The following is a 15,543-nucleotide window of genomic DNA, read 5'->3' on the forward strand; positions in this document are numbered from 1 at the left end:
ACACGCAGGACCCTGTCTGGGGCAACCTCTCCACTCTACCCGGGCCGTTCCGCGCAGTCAACCTCGTATCCGAGGTGATCAACTTGGTTCGGTCCGATCCACGCCGACGCACGCCGTATCCGGCGGTCGTTGCTGTCGTGGGTTCCGGCGGACCGGCCGGCACCGCTTTCGCGGCCACCCGCCCGGCTCCCTGCCGGCCTTCGCACTCTACCCGGTCGGCTTCGCGATCGCAACCCCGTGTTTCTCGGAGTGCCTCGCACCGCCCGGATCCCCAGTCTCGCTCGGCGTCTCCGCCACGAGCCTGGCGCCCGTTGTCGGCCGGTTTGTCCGGCCTCCCGCGTGCAGAGAGAAAGTTACGCGTACGGCTCCGAGAAGGCAAATCAATGATCGTCACTTCGATTTGCCGGGTGCCGGGAAACCCGACGGCGGACCGGCGGCGTCGAGAAGGACCATCGACGGCTCCGGCGTGCCAGAGTGTCTGGCATGGATGACGTGTCCCGGTTCCCGGTGGCGACGCTCGCCGCAGACACCCTGCTCGGCCTCCTGCTGCCGTTCTGGCAGCTCGTCATCGCCGCCTTCGTGGTCTTCGTCGTCCTGGTGTCGGTGGGGCGACTCGCCCGACGCGGTCGCTCCCGGATGACCACGGCGCTGCTCATCACCGCCGCGGCGATCGCCGGGTTCACCGTGATGGGTGTGCTGCTCGAGAGCTGACCGGGGTCAGAGCCGGCGGTTGGCGAGGCTGGGCACCTCAGCGCGGATGGTCCGCAGCCGGTCGAGGTCCAGGTCGGTGACGGCGAGGCCCGGGCCGTCCGGCACCTGGCTCAGCACGGTCCCCCACGGGTCCACCACCATGCTGCGGCCGAAGCAGGTCCGGCCCGGATCGTGGTCACCGGTCTGGCCGGCGGCGGCGACGAAGCACTGGTTCTCGATCGCCCGCGCCCGCAGCAGGACCTCCCAGTGGTCCCGGCCGGTGTGCATCATGAACGCGGCGGGCACGACCAGGAGCTCGGCGCCGCCGTCCGTGGCCAGTTGCCGGTAGAGCTCGGGGAAGCGCAGGTCGTAGCAGATCGATAGGCCCACGCGCAGGCCTTCGACGTCGACCACCACCGGCTGGTCGCCGGGCGCGACCGTCGCGGACTCCAGGTACGAGACCCGGCCCGGGATCTCCACGTCGTACAGATGGATCTTGCGGTAGCTGGCGGCGAGCGCGCCGGTGCGGTCGAAGACCAGTGAGGTGTTCCAGGTGTGCTCCGGGTCCGGCCCGGCCTCGTGGAACGAGCCGGCGATCACCCACATGCCCAGCCGGCGGGCGACCCCCGCGAAGAACTCCCCCACCACGCCGTCGACCTTCTCGGCCGGCGGCATCCGGTCGGCCACGCCGAGATAGTCGACGTACTCGGGGAGGACGGCGAGATCGGCGCCGGCCGCCGCAGCCCTGACCAGCAGGGCCTCGGCGGCGGCGAGGTTCGCCGCACGGTCGTCGCGGGCGTTGAGCTGGCAGACGGCGACGCGCATGGGGCTCAGCGTACGGGCGACGCGCGGCCGGCGACAGGGCTCAGTTGCCCGCCGCCATCCGCACCGGGGGCCCGGGCAGCGCGACGAGGGTCAGGCGGACTTCTCCTCGCGATCCCGACGGGCCCGGCGACCGGTGAACTCGCGGGGCACGATGGTCGGGTTCACGTTCTCCAGCACCACCTCGCGGGTGATCAGCACCCGGGCGGCGTCGGGGTTGCTCGGCACCTCGTACATCACGGAGAGCAGGACCTCTTCCATGATCGCGCGGAGGCCGCGGGCCCCGGTGCCGCGGAGCATGGCCTGGTCGGCGATCGCCTCCAGCGCCGGCTGCTCGAACTCCAGCTCGACGCCGTCCAGCTCGAAGAGGCGCTGGTATTGCCGGACCAGCGCGTTGCGCGGCTCGGTGAGGATCCGGACCAGCGCCGACCGGTCGAGGCTGCGCACGCTGGTGATCACCGGGAGCCGGCCGATGAACTCGGGGATCAGCCCGAACTTGAGCATGTCCTCCGGCATGACCTGGCTGAAGATGTCGTCGGTCGACCGCTCCGAGACCGACCGGAGCCGGGCACCGAAGCCGGTGCCACCGGAGCCGGTGCGGGCCTCGATGATCTGGTCGAGGCCGGCGAAGGCGCCACCGCAGATGAACAGCACGTTGGTGGTGTCGATCTGGATGAACTCCTGGTGCGGGTGTTTCCGCCCGCCCTGCGGCGGCACGTTGGCCACCGTGCCCTCGAGCATCTTCAGCAACGCCTGCTGCACGCCCTCGCCGGAGACGTCCCGGGTGATCGACGGGTTCTCCGACTTACGGGCGATCTTGTCGACCTCGTCGATGTAGATGATCCCGGTCTCGGCGCGCTTGATGTCGTAGTCGGCCGCCTGGATCAGCTTGAGGAGGATGTTCTCCACGTCCTCGCCGACGTAGCCCGCCTCGGTGAGGGCGGTGGCGTCGGCGATCGCGAACGGGACGTTGAGCATCCGGGCCAGGGTCTGCGCCAGGTGGGTCTTGCCGCAGCCGGTGGGACCGAGCAGCAGGATGTTGGACTTGGCCAGCTCGACGCCGTCGTTGCCGGAGCCCGGTGCGCCGGCCGCCTCGGCCTGGATCCGCTTGTAGTGGTTGTAGACCGCGACGGCGAGCGCCTTCTTGGCCTGCTCCTGACCGACGACGTAGTTGTCGAGGAACTGGCAGATCTCCATCGGCTTGGGAAGCTCTTCCCACTTCACCTCGCCGGATTCGGCCAGCTCCTCCTCGATGATCTCGTTGCAGAGATCGATGCACTCGTCGCAGATGTAGACGCCCGGACCCGCGATGAGCTTCTTGACCTGCTTCTGCGATTTGCCGCAGAAGGAGCACTTCAGTAGGTCGCCGCCGTCACCGATCCGTGCCACCTACGTTCTCCCTGCACTCGTCGGCCGGAGCGCCGGCCCTGACCTGCGGGCCTGCCGCCCGTCCGTCTGTCGTCCCATCCGCCGATCCGCACCAGCGAAGCGGTACAGACCCGACGTTACCCGCTGGCGGAGGTTTCTCCGACCCCCAAAACGGGTGTGTCAGAGGTCGGCCGGGACCGATGCCCCGGCCGACCTCCGATTCGGCACAGCTCAGCTCGCGGCGTGCGCCGCCAGCAGACCCTTCTTGCGGCTGGTCAGGATGGTGTCGACCAGCCCGTACTCCTTGGCCTCCTCGGCCGTCATGATCTTGTCACGGTCGATGTCCTTGCGGACCTGGTCGACCGGGCGGTTGCAGTGCTGGGAGAGCATCGTCTCCAGCTGAGTCCGCATCCGCAGGATCTCCCGGGCCTGGATCTCGATGTCCGAGCCCTGACCGTAGCCGCCCTCGGTGGCCGGCTGGTGGATGATGATCCTGGAGTTGGGCAGCGCCATCCGCTTGCCCGGGGTGCCCGCGGAGAGCAGCACGGCCGCCGCGCTGGCCGCTTGGCCGAGGCAGACGGTCTGGATGTCCGGGCGGACGTACTGCATGGTGTCGTAGATCGCCGTCATGGCGGTGAAGGAGCCGCCGGGCGAGTTGATGTACATGATGATGTCGCGGTCCGGGTCGGTGCCCTCGAGCGTCAGCAGCTGGGCCATCACGTCGTTGGCCGAGGCGTCGTCCACCTGCACGCCGAGGAAGATGATCCGGTCCTCGAAGAGCTTGTTGTACGGGTTGGACTCCTTCATCCCGTACGACGTGCGCTCGACGAACGACGGCAGAACGTAGCGGTTGTGCACGGCCGCGAACTGGGGCGGCAGGCTCAGGTCGGTCATCGTCAGCTCCTCGGTCAGCTCAGGGTCCCGGCGCCTTCCGGAACCTGGGCGGCTCCGGTGATCACCTTGTCGATGAAGCCGTAGTCCATGGCCTCCTGGGCCGTGAACCAGCGGTCGCGGTCCGAGTCCGCCTCGATCTCCGCCGCGCTCCGGCCGGTGTGGAACGCGACCCGCTCCTGGAACATCCGCTTCGTGTAGAGCATCTGCTCGGCCTGGATCGCGATGTCCGCGGCCGTGCCGCCCATGCCACCGGACGGCTGGTGCATCATGATCCGCGCGTGCGGCAGGGCGTAGCGCTTGCCCTTGGTGCCCGCGCAGAGCAGCAGCTGGCCCATCGAGGCGGCCATGCCCATCGCCACGGTCGACACGTCGTTGTCGATGAACTGCATGGTGTCGTAGATGGCCATGCCGGAGTAGACCGAGCCACCCGGCGAGTTGATCCAGAGGTTGATGTCGCGGTCCGGGTCCTCCGCGGCGAGCAGCAGCAGCTGCGCGCAGATGCGGTTGGCGACCTGATCGGTCACCTCGCTGCCCAGGAAGATGATCCGCTCCTTGAGCAACCGGTTGTAGACCGAGTCGTCGAGGTTGCCAATTGAGTCGCCACCGCGGGCCTCGAGCGCCCGGAGCGGCTTCGCTGGGATGTGCATGTCGGTCATGGCAGCCCTTCGCTCTCCGTACCGTCGTACCCGACACTAACCGGTCGGCCGGGGGCCGTACTCCCGGTCGGGGCACTGTTCGCTCTCAGCGCAGCTGCCCTGGAGGGCGTACCCCGAAAAGGGTTTCGGCCGCCGTCCAGCGTGCAGCTACGGACGGCGGCCGACACCCGGCGATCAGTGTTCGTGGTTGTGCTCGGCCTCGTTCTGGGCCCGGAGCGCGTCCAGGGTGACCTCGTTGCCCGCCGAGTCCTTGATCTTGACCTTCTCCATCACCGCGGCGAGCGCCTTGCCCCGGCGGACGTCGCCGAAGACGGCCGGCGCGGCGCCGGAGCGGACCAGCTGGTCGTAGTACTGCTGGGGAGCCATGCCGGCGCGCTGGGCGCGGTGGACGATCTCGTGGCCGAACTCGTCGTCGGAGACCTGCACGTCCTCGGCGTCGGCCAGGGTGTCCAGCAGGAGCTGGATCTTGACGCCGTCGGTCGCCGCCTCGGTGAGCTCGGCGTCGATCTGCTCCTCGGTCTTCTCCTCGGCGGCGAGGTATTCCTCGAGGGAGGCGCCGATGCGCTCCAGCTGGTCGACCATCGCGGCCTTGCGGCTCTCGACCTCCTCGCGGACGACACCCTCCGGCGCCGGCACCTCGGCGGCGGCGACCATCTGCTCGAGGGCCTTGTCCCGAGCGGCGTAGATCTGCTCGACCTGCTTGCCGCGGGTGACCCGCTCGCGGAGGTCGTTGCGCAGCTCCTCCATGGTGTCGAACTCGCTGGCCAGCTGGGCGAAGTCGTCGTTGAGCTCCGGCAGCTCCTTCTCCTTGACCGTGCGGACGGTCACCGCCACGTCGGCGTCCCGGCCGGCGTAGTCGCCGCCCACCAGCTGGGTGGAGAAGGTGGTGCTCTCGCCGGCGGCCAGGCCGACCAGGGCCTCGTCCAGGCCCGGCAGGAGCTGCTTGCTGCCGACCTCGTGCGAGATGTTGCTCGCCGAGCCGCCCGGCACCTCCTCGCCGTCGACCGTGGCGTTCAGGTCGATCTGGACGTAGTCGCCCTCCTGGGCGGCCCGCTCGACGGTCTTCAGCGTGGCGAACCGCTCGCGCAGGCCGTTGACCTGCTCGTCGATCTCGCTGTCGGCGACCTGGATCTCGTCCACGGTCACCTCGATCGACGCCGGGTCCGGCAGGGTGATCTCCGGGCGGACGTCGACCTCGGCGGTGAAGTTGAGCGAGTCACCGTCGGCGAACTCGGTGATCTCGACCTCCGGGCGACCGAGGGTCTTCAGCTCGTGCTCGCGGACCGCGGCGAGGATGTTCTGCGGGATCGCCTCCTGCACCGCCTCGTTGAGGACGGTGCCCCGGCCGACCCGCTGGTCGATCACGGCGGGGGGAACCTTGCCCCGGCGGAAGCCGGGAACCTGGACCTGCTGCCCGATCTCCCGGTACGCCTTCTTGAGGCTCGGCTCGAGCTCGACGAACGGCACCTCGATGGCGAGCCGCACGCGCGTCGGGCTCAGAGTCTCGACGGTGCTCTTCACAGGCGTACTCCTTGACGGATCTCAGTTGAGTCTGGGCGTGATTACGCGCATCGAGTGTAGGCGAGCCGGCCTGCTGCATCGGCAGCGCCCGGGTACCGCGCGGAAAAATCGGCGGTTCCCGGGCGGCCGGCCGCGAACGGACAGTCGGGGTGGCGGGATTTGAACCCACGGCCCCTCGCTCCCAAAGCGAGTGCGCTACCAAGCTGCGCCACACCCCGTGGCGACGAGAAGTGTATGCCGTCCGCGCCCCCTGGACCCGCACCGGGGCCGCGCGAGGCGCGCGCACCTGGGCGGCGCGAGGCCCGCACCGGCGTGGCATGCGAGGGCGACGCGAGGCGCCCGCCGGGCGGCGCGGGCGCACGCCCGGGTTCGCGGGATGCAGCAGTTTCGGCGAAAGAGTGGTCTCCCGGAGCGGCGAGGGGCCTCTTTCGCGGAAGTGGTGCGGATCTTGGACGCCGAGCGACCGGCGGCGCGCGGTACGGGGCTACGCGTCCGGTTCGGGGATTCGGTAGGCTGTCGGGCGCGCCCCGCGGCAGCGGGGTGCCTGCGGGCGTAGCTCAATGGCAGAGCTTCAGTCTTCCAAACTGACGGTGCGGGTTCGATTCCCGTCGCCCGCTCCACCCACGAAGGCCCAGGTGGACCGCATGATCGCGGCACCTGGGCCGGCCCACCTCTCCCCCACGTTCGATCTTGCGTGCCATCCGCGTGCCAATTCACCGGCGGCGACGGCTCTCCCCGGCGATGCGACGATCCATCGCGGAGGCGATCTCGCGGTCACGCTCGCTGGTGGCGTGCTGTAGATCAGCACCGCCCGCATGGTGGCGTGGCCCATGCGGCGTCGGGACGCTCTACAACGCACCCACCGGCTGACCGATACGAACCGAGACGCGGGGAGGACCGGGAATGGCGAGCCCGTTCGGCCGACGAGAGCAGAGGTTGGTCCTGGCGGTTGTCCTGGGCACCCTTCTGATCGGCGGCGGGATCCTGCTCGACGCTCGGCTGACCGCGGCGATCGACGAGCGGGTACGCGTCGGCGGCGGGACGACCGGCCGGGTGGTCCACGTCGAACGGTTCAAGATCAGCCGTTCGTTCGCCGCCACGAGGTTGACCGTGGACTACACGTTCGATGGCGTGCGGCACCGGGAGCGGTTCTCCAGCGAACTCGACGAGAGTGAGTTCCACGTCGGGGACGTACTCGCGGTACGCGTCGACCGGACGGATCCGACCCGGGCTGCCACGCCGGACGGGTACGCGACGGAGGACCTGCTCCTGCAGGTGCCGACCCTCCTGGAAGGTCTCGGCATCGTCGTGATCATGATCTCGCTCGCGCTGCTCAGAAGGGGGCCCCGGCGCGAGTAGGTGGGCGGGAGGGGACTGCCACCCCGGCCCTGGTACGGCTGATCCCCCGGGACGCGAACCACGCCGCCCAGGCCGCGTTGTGCGCCCATCGCACCGCCGCGCCACCTCGCAATCGAGTTGCGGGAAGGGGGGCGGGCCACCGCCGCCGCACGGGACCCGGGGGATCGCAGCGAATCCGTACCTCGCGCCGGAGATCACCCGGCGGCGGGGCCTGCGTACGATGCGGGGCCGGACATCCCCGCGTCGGGTGGAGGTAGCCACGGATGTCAGGCCAGCAGGACGGGTACGCCCTCGGCGTCGACCTCGGCACCTCGAACACGGTGGCGGTGTTGCGCTGGCCGGACGGGCGGACCCGCCCGTTGCTCGTGGACGGACACCCGATCCTCCCCTCCGGCGTCTACGTCGACCCCGACGGGCACCTCCACGTGGGGCGGGACGCGCAACGGCTGGCGCAGGCTGACCCGGCCGGGTACGAGCCGAACCCCAAGCGCCGGGTGGACGAGGAGACCGTCGAACTGGGCGGGCGGGCGTACCGGCCGGCCGAGCTGCTGGCGGCGACGCTGCGGGCGGTGGCAGACGCGGCGGTGGCCACGGTGGGCTTCCTCCCGCCCGCGGTGGTCACCCACCCGGCGGCCTGGGCGGCGCCCCGCCGACAGGTGCTGCACGACGCGCTCGCGCTGGCCGGCTGGCCTCCGGCCGCCGAGCACACCCTGGCCGGGCCGATCACGCCCGGCACCCGGCTGCTGCGCGAGCCGGTGGCCGCCGCCCGCTACTACACCCAGGTGCTGCGCCGGCCGGTCCCGGTCGGGGGCTCCGTCGCGGTGTTCGACTTCGGCGGCGGCACCCTCGACGTGGCGGTGCTGCGGAACGAGGGCGCCGACCCGTGGGGCGACTCGGGATTCGCGCTGGTCGCCAGCGGTGGCGTCGCCGACCTCGGCGGCCTGGACCTGGACGCCGCCCTGGTGGGCCGGCTGGGCGACCTGGTCGGCCCGGTGCACCCGGCCGCGTGGGCGCGCCTGACCGACTCGAGGAGCACCGCGGAGCGGCGCGACCTTCAGCAGCTCTGGGACAACGTACGCGGGGCGAAGGAGATGCTCTCCCGGGCCATGGTCGCGCCGGTGGCCGTACCGGGGGTGGAGGCGGCCGCCCGGCTGACCCGGGAGGATCTGGAACTGCTCGCCGCTCCCCTGCTGGCCCGGGCGGTGGCCGAGACCCGCGACGTGATCGCCGCCGCGGGGCTCGTACCCGGGCAGCTCGCCGGCCTCTTCCTGGTCGGCGGGTCGTCCCGGGTGCCGCTGGTGGCCCGGATGCTCCATGCGGACCTGGGGGTCGCCCCGACCGTCCTGGAACAGCCCGAGCTGCCGGTCGCCGAGGGGGCGCTGACGGACCTGCCGCTGCCCCGCCGGGCCGCAGCCGGGGCGCCGGCGGTGCCCGCCGGACCGCACGGCACGCCGCCCGGGCGCACGCCACCGGCGCCGGCCGGGCCCGCATCCGGCGGCCCGCACGGCGCCCGACCCGAGAGCGCGTCAGCGGCCCCCACCGTCCCCGTACCCGCCGGAACGCACGACACGGTGCCCCAGAGCGCGCCACCGGCCGCCGGACCGCACGGCACGCTGCCGGCCGGGGCGGCGTCCGGGGACACGCTGCCGGCGGCCACGGTGCCGGTCCCCGCGCCGCACGCCACCCTGGTCGCCGACGCGAGGACCCTGCCCGGGTACGCGGGCACCCCGACCCCGTCGGGGCACGTCGGCGCCGGGCAACCGCCGACCGTGCCGGATCAGGGCGGTTTCGCTCCGGGCGGCCCGGGGCGGCCGGACGTGCCCTTCGGTGCGCCGCCGGTCTCGCCCGCGCCGGGATTCGGCGCGGCCCGGCCGGGGCGGGGCCGACGAAATCTGTGGATCGCGCTCGGCGCCGGCCTCGTGGTGGTCGGCGTGGTGGCCGCGACGGTGCTGTGGGCGTTCCGGGACCCCTACCCGGCGCTGGAGTTCCGGGACCTGGAGGTGATCGACCGGTACGGGGCGGGCAGCGAGCGACCGAGCGACATGTTCACCTCGGTGCTGGCCGACCGGGCCTACCTGGCGTACCCGCGGGATGACGACCGGCTGCAGGTGGTGGCGGTCGACGCGGCCACCGGCGACAAGCGGTGGAGCGAGCCGACCCCGGTGGCCGCGGACCGGTGGGCGACGGTCCAGGCGCTGCCCGGCGCGATCGCCGTGCTCACCGACGCCGCCGGTGCCGGCACGCCCCGCGAGCTGGTGGTGCTCGACGCCGGCACGGGCAAGCAGAGCTGGCAGTTGAGCATCCATGGCGACGACGCCCTGTATTTCACCGAGGACACGGCGGTCTGGCTCGACCGGACCGGCGGCCGGCTGGTCGGGCTGCGGCTCGACAACGGCCAGCAGAAGTGGGACCAGGCCAACCCGCGCAACGAGTACGGCGACGCCCGCACCGCGGTGGTGCCGGTCGGCACGGGCGAGGCGCTCGGCGGGCCCGCGTACCTCGACGGCTCGCCGCGGGCGCCGTGGCTCGGGGGCGCGAACCGGCTCGTCCAGGTGGGGGCGGACCGGTCGGTGCGGGTGATCGACATGGACAGCGGGGAGATCCTGCGCAGCCGGGGCAACGTCGCCGACGTCGACGACCTGGTGGCGGCGCGGGACGACCGGCTGTACGTCACCGAGGACAGCCACGGCTACCGGCTGCTCGCCTACGACCTGGGCAAGCTCGGCGGGCCGGCGGTGCTATACACCGCCCCGGACGAGCGGCGCCGGGCGAAGGCGCTGGTCACCTGCGGCGAGCAGCGGGCCTGCCTGTTGGAGGTGCCGGACTCCGGAGCCGACGGGACGGAGGTGGTGGCGGTCACCGAGGGGAAGGCCGCCCGCCACTGGTCGGCCCCGGCGGCGGACGGGCTGGTCCCGCTGGGCGAGCACCTGCTCGCCTGGCGCGACTCCCCGCAGGCCGCGTTCACCCTCTTCGACCCGGAGGGCACGGCGGTGCTGCGCGACCGGGACGGGGTGGCCGGGCGGATCGACGGCGGGAACCTGCTGCTCTTCGCGGAGTCGCCGAGCAGCGCGGCGGACGACCGCAGCGTGGCCGGCATGTCGGTGAGCGACGCGCCGGACGAGATGGGGCTGCTCAAGGACGTGCGCAGCGAGTCCTGCTCGTGGAACGCCGAGGTGCTCGCCTGCGGCGCCGAGAAGGACTTCGTGCTGTACCGCTTCGCCGGCTGACCCACCCACCCGGCCCGCCGAAATGGCGGCCGCAGGTCTGCCCCGGCAGGGGCGGCTCAGCCCACCGGGCGACGGATGAACCGGGCAAAGCCGGGTAAGGCGACCTCGTCCTGGTGGAGTGACGACCGGCGTCGCGGCATCCCGCGACCGGGCGCGCGGGCGGGCGGCGCAACGCCGACCCGCCCGCCGCCACGGCGGATCAGTTGCCGGTGACCCAGTTCCAGGCGGCCACCACCCACTCGGTCTGCTGCAGGTAGGCGACCCCCACACCGGCCAGGAAGAGCGCCGTCACCAGGTGGGCGCCGCGCGCGCTGCGGCGTACCCGGCCCAGTTGCCGCTCCCAGACGAGCCGGCCGAGCAGGCGGGCGAGCGCGAAGAGGCCGGCGGCCGTGAGCAGGCTGAGCACGAAGGTGAGCAGCGGTGCGCCGAGGTCGCCACGGCCGGAGATCGCCCAGATGCCCCAGCAGACGAAGGCGAACAGGACACCGGCCGCGCTCCACTCGCCGCCCCGGCGCAGCTGGGCCAGGTGCCAGGCCATCGGGCGGCGCGGGGCGGAGCCACCGGACCAGTCCGTCGTCGGGTCGACGGTGGAGAACTGCTCGGTCCGCGGCGTACGCGGCTGCCCCACCGCGGCCACCCCACGCCGGAACGCGTCCCGCTGCGGTGGCACCACCCCGACACCGGGCTGCGGCGGCACCTCCACGGTGCGCTCGGCCCACGGCTGTGTCTGGTCCGCCATCTCGTGTCCTCCCCCTCGACCGACGCCGGCCACGGTTCCGAGGGTAGCGAGCCGGCAAATCGGTCGCCGACCCCGAAGGGGATGGGTTACACACATCCGATGATCGACGTAACGGTGCCCCGGGCCGAGGACTTCGACGACATCGCCGGACTGCTGGCCCTCGCCTTCCACGGCGGCTCCGACCCGGAGCTGCGCGAGATCGAACGGCCCATCTTCGAGCCCGAACGCGCCCTGCTGGTCCGCGACGGCGGCACCGCCGTGGCGCACGCCGGAGCGTTCAGCCGCGAGCTGACCGTGCCGGGCGCGACCGTGCCGGCGGCGCACGTGACGATGGTCTCGGTCGCCCCGACCCACCGTCGCCGGGGCCTGCTCACCGGCCTGATGCGCCGGCAGCTCACCGAGATCCGCGACGCCGGCCGCGAGCCGGTCGCGGTGCTCTGGGCCAGCGAGGGTCGCATCTACCCCCGCTTCGGCTACGGCCTGGCCGCCCAGCGGTACACGCTGACCTGCGACACGAGCGAGCTGCGGCTGCCGGAACCGGCGTCCGCCGGGGGCACGCTCCGCCTGGATCGGCCGGCCGCGCACCAGGCCGAGCTGGCCCGGCTGTACGAGCGGGTACGTGCCGAGCGCCCCGGCTGGTCACGGCGGGACGAACGCTGGTGGGCGTACGTGCTCGCCGACGTGCCGAGCCTGCGGGGCGGCGCCACCGAGCGCCGGGTGCTGCTGCACGAGGGGCGCGACGGTCTGGACGGGTACGCGCTGTACCGGACGAAGGAGGAGTGGGACCGGACCGGCCCGCGCGGCGAGGTCCGGGTCGACGAGGTGGTGGCCGGGAACCCGGCGGCGTACGAAGCGCTGTGGCGGCTGCTGTTGTCGATCGACCTGACCCGGCGGCTGTCCTTCGACCGGGCCGCCGTGGACGAGCCGCTGCTGTGGCTGGTGAACGAGCCGCGGCAACTCGGCGCCCACCTCTCCGACGCCCTCTGGGTACGCGTCGTGGACGTCCCGGCCGCGCTGGCCGCCCGCCGGTACGCCGCCGACGTGGACGTGGTGTTCGAGGTTGCCGATGACCTGCTGCCGGCGAACGCCGGCCGGTGGCGGCTGGTCGGCGGTCCGTCCGGAGCCCGGTGCGAGGCGACCGACGCGCCCGCCCGGCTCGCCTGCGACGTGCGCGCCCTCGGCGAGGTCTACCTGGGCGGGTCCGGCCTGGGCGCGCTCGCCGCCGCCGGCCGGGTCCGTGAACTGCTGCCGGGCACGGTGGCCGAGGTGGCCCCGGCCTTCGGCTGGCACCGCGCCCCGGCCCCGATGGAGGTCTTCTGACCCGCCGCCACCACGCCGATCATGAGGTTGACGGGGCGATTCGCCCCGGTTCGCCACCGTCAACTCCATGATCGCCGGCTCTGGTCGGGCGGGCGCGATCAGTGGTGGGGGCGTACGGTCGGGGGATGGGTGATGCGGAGCGACGGCGCCGCCGACTGCGGCACCACGGCGAGGCCGGGATGCCGGACGGCGAAGCTGCCGCCGGACGGACCGGCCGGCATGAGCCCGCCGACACCTTCGCCGACGGGCCGACCGCGAGCACGGCGGCGGTGCACGACGACAGCGCCAGGTCGCGGCGCGGCATCACACGCGCCGAGCCGGAGTTGTCGGACGACGGCTCCAGGTCGCGGCGCGGCGTGAGACGCGCCGAGCTGGAGTTGTCGGAGCCCCGGGGGCGCCGCGGCGGCCCTGCCGCGGAGGAGGGCGAGCGGGGGTTGCGCGGCCTGGTCGGCTCCGGCTCCTCGCAGGTGAGCGTGACCGCCGCGCTGCGGGCGCGGGACGCCGCCCGGCCGACCGACGCGGACCTGGCCGAGGCCGAGGCCCGCGTCGTGCTCGTCCGGCGCAACTGGGTGCCCCGTGAGGAGCTCCCCCGCCCGAACCGGTAGCCCGTCAGGCGGGCAGTTCGGGCAGCTCGCGGGTCTGCTCGTACGCGGCCATCTGGGCAATCCGGCGGGCGTGCCGCGGGTTGCCCGAGAACGGGGTGGTCAGGAACGCCTCCACCAGGGCGGTCGCCTCGTCCAGGGTGTGCTGGCGGGCGCCGACGGCGATGATGTTGGCGTCGTTGTGCTCCCGCGCCAGCTGGGCGGTGTCGATGTTCCAGGCGAGGGCGGCCCGGACCCCGGCGATCTTGTTGGCCGCGATCTGCTCGCCGTTGCCGGAGCCGCCGATGACCACCCCGAGGCTGCCCGGGTCGCCCGCCACCCGGTCGCCGGTGTGCAGGCAGAAGGCGGGGTAGTCGTCGTCCGGGTCGTAGCCGTGCGGGCCCACGTCGACCACCTCGTACCCCTGCTTGGCCAGGTGGTTGGCCAGGTGCCCCTTCAGCTCGAAACCGGCGTGATCGGATCCCAGGTAGACGCGCATACCGCGCAGTCTGTCAGGCCGGCCTCCGCGCCGTCGCGCGGGCGGCGGCACGGAGGCGGATTCGTCACAGGATCAGTGCGGCAGCTCGGCCAGGACCAGGCCGGCGCGCGCCTTCGGGGTGAACCAGGTGCTCTTGCGCGGCATCTTCTCCCGGGCCAGGTTCACCGCGACGAAGTCGTCCACGGTCACCGGGGCGATCAGGATGGCCAGCTCGGCCCGGCCGGCGTCCACCTCGCCGGTGAGCCAGCCCGCCGGGTAGTCGCCGCCCACGTAGGTGATCCGCTTGTCGCCCGGGTCGAGGCCGAGCGCGTCGCGCAGCAGCAGCCGCTCGACCAGCGCGTGATCCAGGTTCTCCAGCCGGCCGCCGTCGACCTGCGGCAGGGTGACCGCGTACCCCCGGCCGGCGAGGTAGAGGTGGACGTCACCGCCGGCCGCCGGGACCTCGATCGGGCCGTCGATCGGGCTGATCTCGGCGCCGGCGGCGCGCAGCCGGTCGAGCAGCTCCTCCGGGCGGCTGGTCAGCTCGCTGACCAGCCGGTTGTAGGGCTGGATGGCGACCGAGGCGGGCGTGGTGATCACCGAGAGGAAGCGGGACAGGCCGCCGGTCTGGGCGGCCAGGCTGCGGTGGTTGCCGTCGGCGACCACCAGCTCCCCGCCGCCGGCGAGGGCGGTCAGCTCGTCCTGCTCCGGGCCGGGGCCCAGCAGCCAGATGGCGTGCGTCCGCCCGGCCTGGTCGACGTCGGTCGCAGCGGGCGCGCCGGCCGCCTCGGTCGCCGCCGCGAGCGCGGCGTGCAGCTCATCGCCCCGCCCGGTCTGCAGCAGGAGTACGGGCGAGAGCAGGTGGCCCAGCGCCTCGGCCAGGGCGACCCGCTCCCGCACCTTGGCGATGAAGACGTCCTCGTTGCGGATCACCAGGCCGGGCTCGTCGGCCCGGGTGGAGATCTGGTCGGTGTCGACCATGGCGAACAGCCCGTACGCGGGCTCCTCGCCGGGCGCGCTGATCCGGTAGAGCACCACGACCTGCTCGGCCGGGGTGTAGCTGCCGTCCGCCTTGGCCTCGGCGAGGCGGGCCACCGCGTCGGGGAGCGCGTCGAGGAAGGACTTTCCGACGCTGCCGGGCGCCCGGTGGGGCATCTCGATGCCGAGGGCACTGTGCGGATTCGCCTCGACGATGGCGGTGATCTCCGCGTCGTCGGCGAACTCGTCGTAGTTCTGCGCGCCGGTGCCGCCAGTGGTGATCCAGGCCCGGGCGATCGGATGCACGACCGTCATGCCCGCTGACGCTACCCGCGCCACCCGCCCCGCCGCGCCGGACCCTCGCCGCTTCCACCAGATGAAAGGAGGGGCCCCTGGTCAAGGCATTCGGTAGCGCAGGGGGCCCTCCCTGACCGCCGTCAGGCGGTGCGATCGGCGCCGGCGTTGCGGTGCCGGCCGGGGGCCGGACGGCGGCCGGGAGCCGGGGTGGTCGGCCGGGACGCGGCGGCCGCGGCGAGGCGTACCGTCGTCGCTCCCGGCACCGGGCGGCCGGCGGCGGCGCCGGACCGGATCCCGCCGGTGGTCCGGGGCGGGAAGTCCGCGTCGGCGGGCGGGGTCATCCGGGAGGTCGCCACCACCCGGGCGACGCCGACCACGATCGGCGGGGCCAGCAGGTCGGCCATCTCGGGTGGCAGGGTCGGCTCGACGGCCGGCCAGTCGCCCTCGGCCACGGACCAGTACGTCGCACCGGAGTCCGCGGTCGCCGTCACCGGCGCGTCGTCGGGCAGGCGGCGGTGCTTAGCCATGGGAACGCCTCCAGGAGCTGCCGGGGTGCGGCCCCCACGGGCCGCCGGCTGGGACACCTGGTGAAACGAACCCCGCGCCGCCGGGG

Annotated in this window: 14 protein-coding genes and 2 tRNA genes; 6 read left to right on the top strand and 10 right to left on the bottom strand. The window is 73.1% G+C overall.

From position 1 onward, the window contains the following. Positions 1–483: 483 nt before the first annotated feature. Positions 484–711, top strand: a complete 228-nt coding sequence (locus ACY34I_RS11250; RefSeq protein WP_462754623.1) for a hypothetical protein — start codon at positions 484–486, stop codon at positions 709–711. Positions 712–717: 6 nt separating this feature from the next. Here the strand turns inward: ACY34I_RS11250 and ACY34I_RS11255 are convergent, their stop codons facing one another. The 6 genes from ACY34I_RS11255 to ACY34I_RS11280 all read right to left on the bottom strand — a co-directional run bounded on the left by ACY34I_RS11255 (position 718) and on the right by ACY34I_RS11280 (position 6,169). Further along, a complete protein-coding gene (locus ACY34I_RS11255; RefSeq protein ID WP_462754624.1) occupies positions 718–1,515 on the bottom strand; it encodes a carbon-nitrogen hydrolase family protein in 798 nt (265 codons plus the stop codon). A gap of 90 nt (positions 1,516–1,605) precedes the next feature. Then, positions 1,606–2,901, bottom strand: a complete 1,296-nt coding sequence (gene clpX, locus ACY34I_RS11260) for an ATP-dependent Clp protease ATP-binding subunit ClpX (RefSeq protein WP_148797191.1) — start codon at positions 2,899–2,901, stop codon at positions 1,606–1,608. A 210-nt stretch (positions 2,902–3,111) separates the two neighbouring features. After that, positions 3,112–3,774, bottom strand: coding sequence for an ATP-dependent Clp protease proteolytic subunit (locus ACY34I_RS11265; protein ID WP_073836589.1), 663 nt, complete (start codon positions 3,772–3,774; stop codon positions 3,112–3,114). Positions 3,775–3,788: 14 nt separating this feature from the next. Continuing rightward, positions 3,789–4,430, bottom strand: coding sequence for an ATP-dependent Clp protease proteolytic subunit (locus tag ACY34I_RS11270; protein ID WP_148797186.1), 642 nt, complete (start codon positions 4,428–4,430; stop codon positions 3,789–3,791). A gap of 174 nt (positions 4,431–4,604) precedes the next feature. Further along, positions 4,605–5,951 (bottom strand): trigger factor, encoded by a 1,347-nt coding sequence (gene tig, locus ACY34I_RS11275; protein ID WP_148797183.1) that lies wholly within the window; start codon positions 5,949–5,951, stop codon positions 4,605–4,607. 144 nt (positions 5,952–6,095) lie between these two features. After that, a tRNA-Pro gene (locus ACY34I_RS11280) sits at positions 6,096–6,169 on the bottom strand. Between the two features lie 328 nt (positions 6,170–6,497). Between ACY34I_RS11280 and ACY34I_RS11285 the strand changes: the two genes are divergently transcribed. The 3 genes from ACY34I_RS11285 to ACY34I_RS11295 all read left to right on the top strand — a co-directional run bounded on the left by ACY34I_RS11285 (position 6,498) and on the right by ACY34I_RS11295 (position 10,537). Next, positions 6,498–6,571: transfer RNA gene (locus tag ACY34I_RS11285), tRNA-Gly, on the top strand. Positions 6,572–6,854: 283 nt separating this feature from the next. Next, a complete protein-coding gene (locus ACY34I_RS11290) occupies positions 6,855–7,310 on the top strand; it encodes a DUF3592 domain-containing protein (protein ID WP_462754627.1) in 456 nt (151 codons plus the stop codon). A gap of 263 nt (positions 7,311–7,573) precedes the next feature. Continuing rightward, positions 7,574–10,537: an Hsp70 family protein gene (locus ACY34I_RS11295; RefSeq protein WP_462754629.1), complete on the top strand. Its 2,964-nt coding sequence runs from the start codon at positions 7,574–7,576 to the stop codon at positions 10,535–10,537. A 199-nt stretch (positions 10,538–10,736) separates the two neighbouring features. On the opposite strand, the gene ACY34I_RS11300 is transcribed toward ACY34I_RS11295, so the two are convergent. Continuing rightward, positions 10,737–11,276, bottom strand: coding sequence for a hypothetical protein (locus ACY34I_RS11300; protein WP_462754631.1), 540 nt, complete (start codon positions 11,274–11,276; stop codon positions 10,737–10,739). Between the two features lie 99 nt (positions 11,277–11,375). On the opposite strand from ACY34I_RS11300, the gene ACY34I_RS11305 reads away from it, so the two are divergent. Then, positions 11,376–12,596 carry a GNAT family N-acetyltransferase gene (locus ACY34I_RS11305; RefSeq protein WP_462754633.1) on the top strand — a complete coding sequence of 407 codons (1,221 nt, stop codon included), beginning with the start codon at positions 11,376–11,378 and terminating at the stop codon, positions 12,594–12,596. A 125-nt stretch (positions 12,597–12,721) separates the two neighbouring features. Continuing rightward, positions 12,722–13,201 carry a hypothetical protein gene (locus tag ACY34I_RS11310; protein ID WP_462754635.1) on the top strand — a complete coding sequence of 160 codons (480 nt, stop codon included), beginning with the start codon at positions 12,722–12,724 and terminating at the stop codon, positions 13,199–13,201. 4 nt (positions 13,202–13,205) lie between these two features. Here the strand turns inward: ACY34I_RS11310 and ACY34I_RS11315 are convergent, their stop codons facing one another. The 3 genes from ACY34I_RS11315 to ACY34I_RS11325 form a co-directional block, all read right to left on the bottom strand. Then, positions 13,206–13,676, bottom strand: a complete 471-nt coding sequence (locus tag ACY34I_RS11315) for a ribose-5-phosphate isomerase (RefSeq protein WP_462754637.1) — start codon at positions 13,674–13,676, stop codon at positions 13,206–13,208. 72 nt (positions 13,677–13,748) lie between these two features. Continuing rightward, positions 13,749–14,948, bottom strand: a complete 1,200-nt coding sequence (locus ACY34I_RS11320) for a DUF1015 family protein (protein ID WP_462754639.1) — start codon at positions 14,946–14,948, stop codon at positions 13,749–13,751. A 122-nt stretch (positions 14,949–15,070) separates the two neighbouring features. Beyond that, positions 15,071–15,457 carry a hypothetical protein gene (locus tag ACY34I_RS11325; RefSeq protein WP_462754641.1) on the bottom strand — a complete coding sequence of 129 codons (387 nt, stop codon included), beginning with the start codon at positions 15,455–15,457 and terminating at the stop codon, positions 15,071–15,073. Positions 15,458–15,543: the final 86 nt, after the last annotated feature.

The organism is Micromonospora sp. RTBAU3-60 (assembly GCF_054963695.1).

What these genes read in the sequence shown, in the direction of transcription:
- ACY34I_RS11325 (WP_462754641.1), bottom strand. Translation starts at nt 15,457, where the DNA reads ATGGCTAAGCACCGCCGCCTGCCCGACGACGCGCCGGTGACGGCGACC.
- ACY34I_RS11320 (WP_462754639.1), bottom strand. Translation starts at nt 14,948, where the DNA reads ATGACGGTCGTGCATCCGATCGCCCGGGCCTGGATCACCACTGGCGGC.
- ACY34I_RS11305 (WP_462754633.1), top strand. Translation starts at nt 11,376, where the DNA reads ATGATCGACGTAACGGTGCCCCGGGCCGAGGACTTCGACGACATCGCC.
- ACY34I_RS11300 (WP_462754631.1), bottom strand. Translation starts at nt 11,276, where the DNA reads ATGGCGGACCAGACACAGCCGTGGGCCGAGCGCACCGTGGAGGTGCCG.
- ACY34I_RS11255 (WP_462754624.1), bottom strand. Translation starts at nt 1,515, where the DNA reads ATGCGCGTCGCCGTCTGCCAGCTCAACGCCCGCGACGACCGTGCGGCG.
- ACY34I_RS11290 (WP_462754627.1), top strand. Translation starts at nt 6,855, where the DNA reads ATGGCGAGCCCGTTCGGCCGACGAGAGCAGAGGTTGGTCCTGGCGGTT.
- ACY34I_RS11270 (WP_148797186.1), bottom strand. Translation starts at nt 4,430, where the DNA reads ATGACCGACATGCACATCCCAGCGAAGCCGCTCCGGGCGCTCGAGGCC.
- ACY34I_RS11310 (WP_462754635.1), top strand. Translation starts at nt 12,722, where the DNA reads ATGGGTGATGCGGAGCGACGGCGCCGCCGACTGCGGCACCACGGCGAG.
- ACY34I_RS11250 (WP_462754623.1), top strand. Translation starts at nt 484, where the DNA reads ATGGATGACGTGTCCCGGTTCCCGGTGGCGACGCTCGCCGCAGACACC.
- ACY34I_RS11265 (WP_073836589.1), bottom strand. Translation starts at nt 3,774, where the DNA reads ATGACCGACCTGAGCCTGCCGCCCCAGTTCGCGGCCGTGCACAACCGC.
- ACY34I_RS11315 (WP_462754637.1), bottom strand. Translation starts at nt 13,676, where the DNA reads ATGCGCGTCTACCTGGGATCCGATCACGCCGGTTTCGAGCTGAAGGGG.
- ACY34I_RS11295 (WP_462754629.1), top strand. Translation starts at nt 7,574, where the DNA reads ATGTCAGGCCAGCAGGACGGGTACGCCCTCGGCGTCGACCTCGGCACC.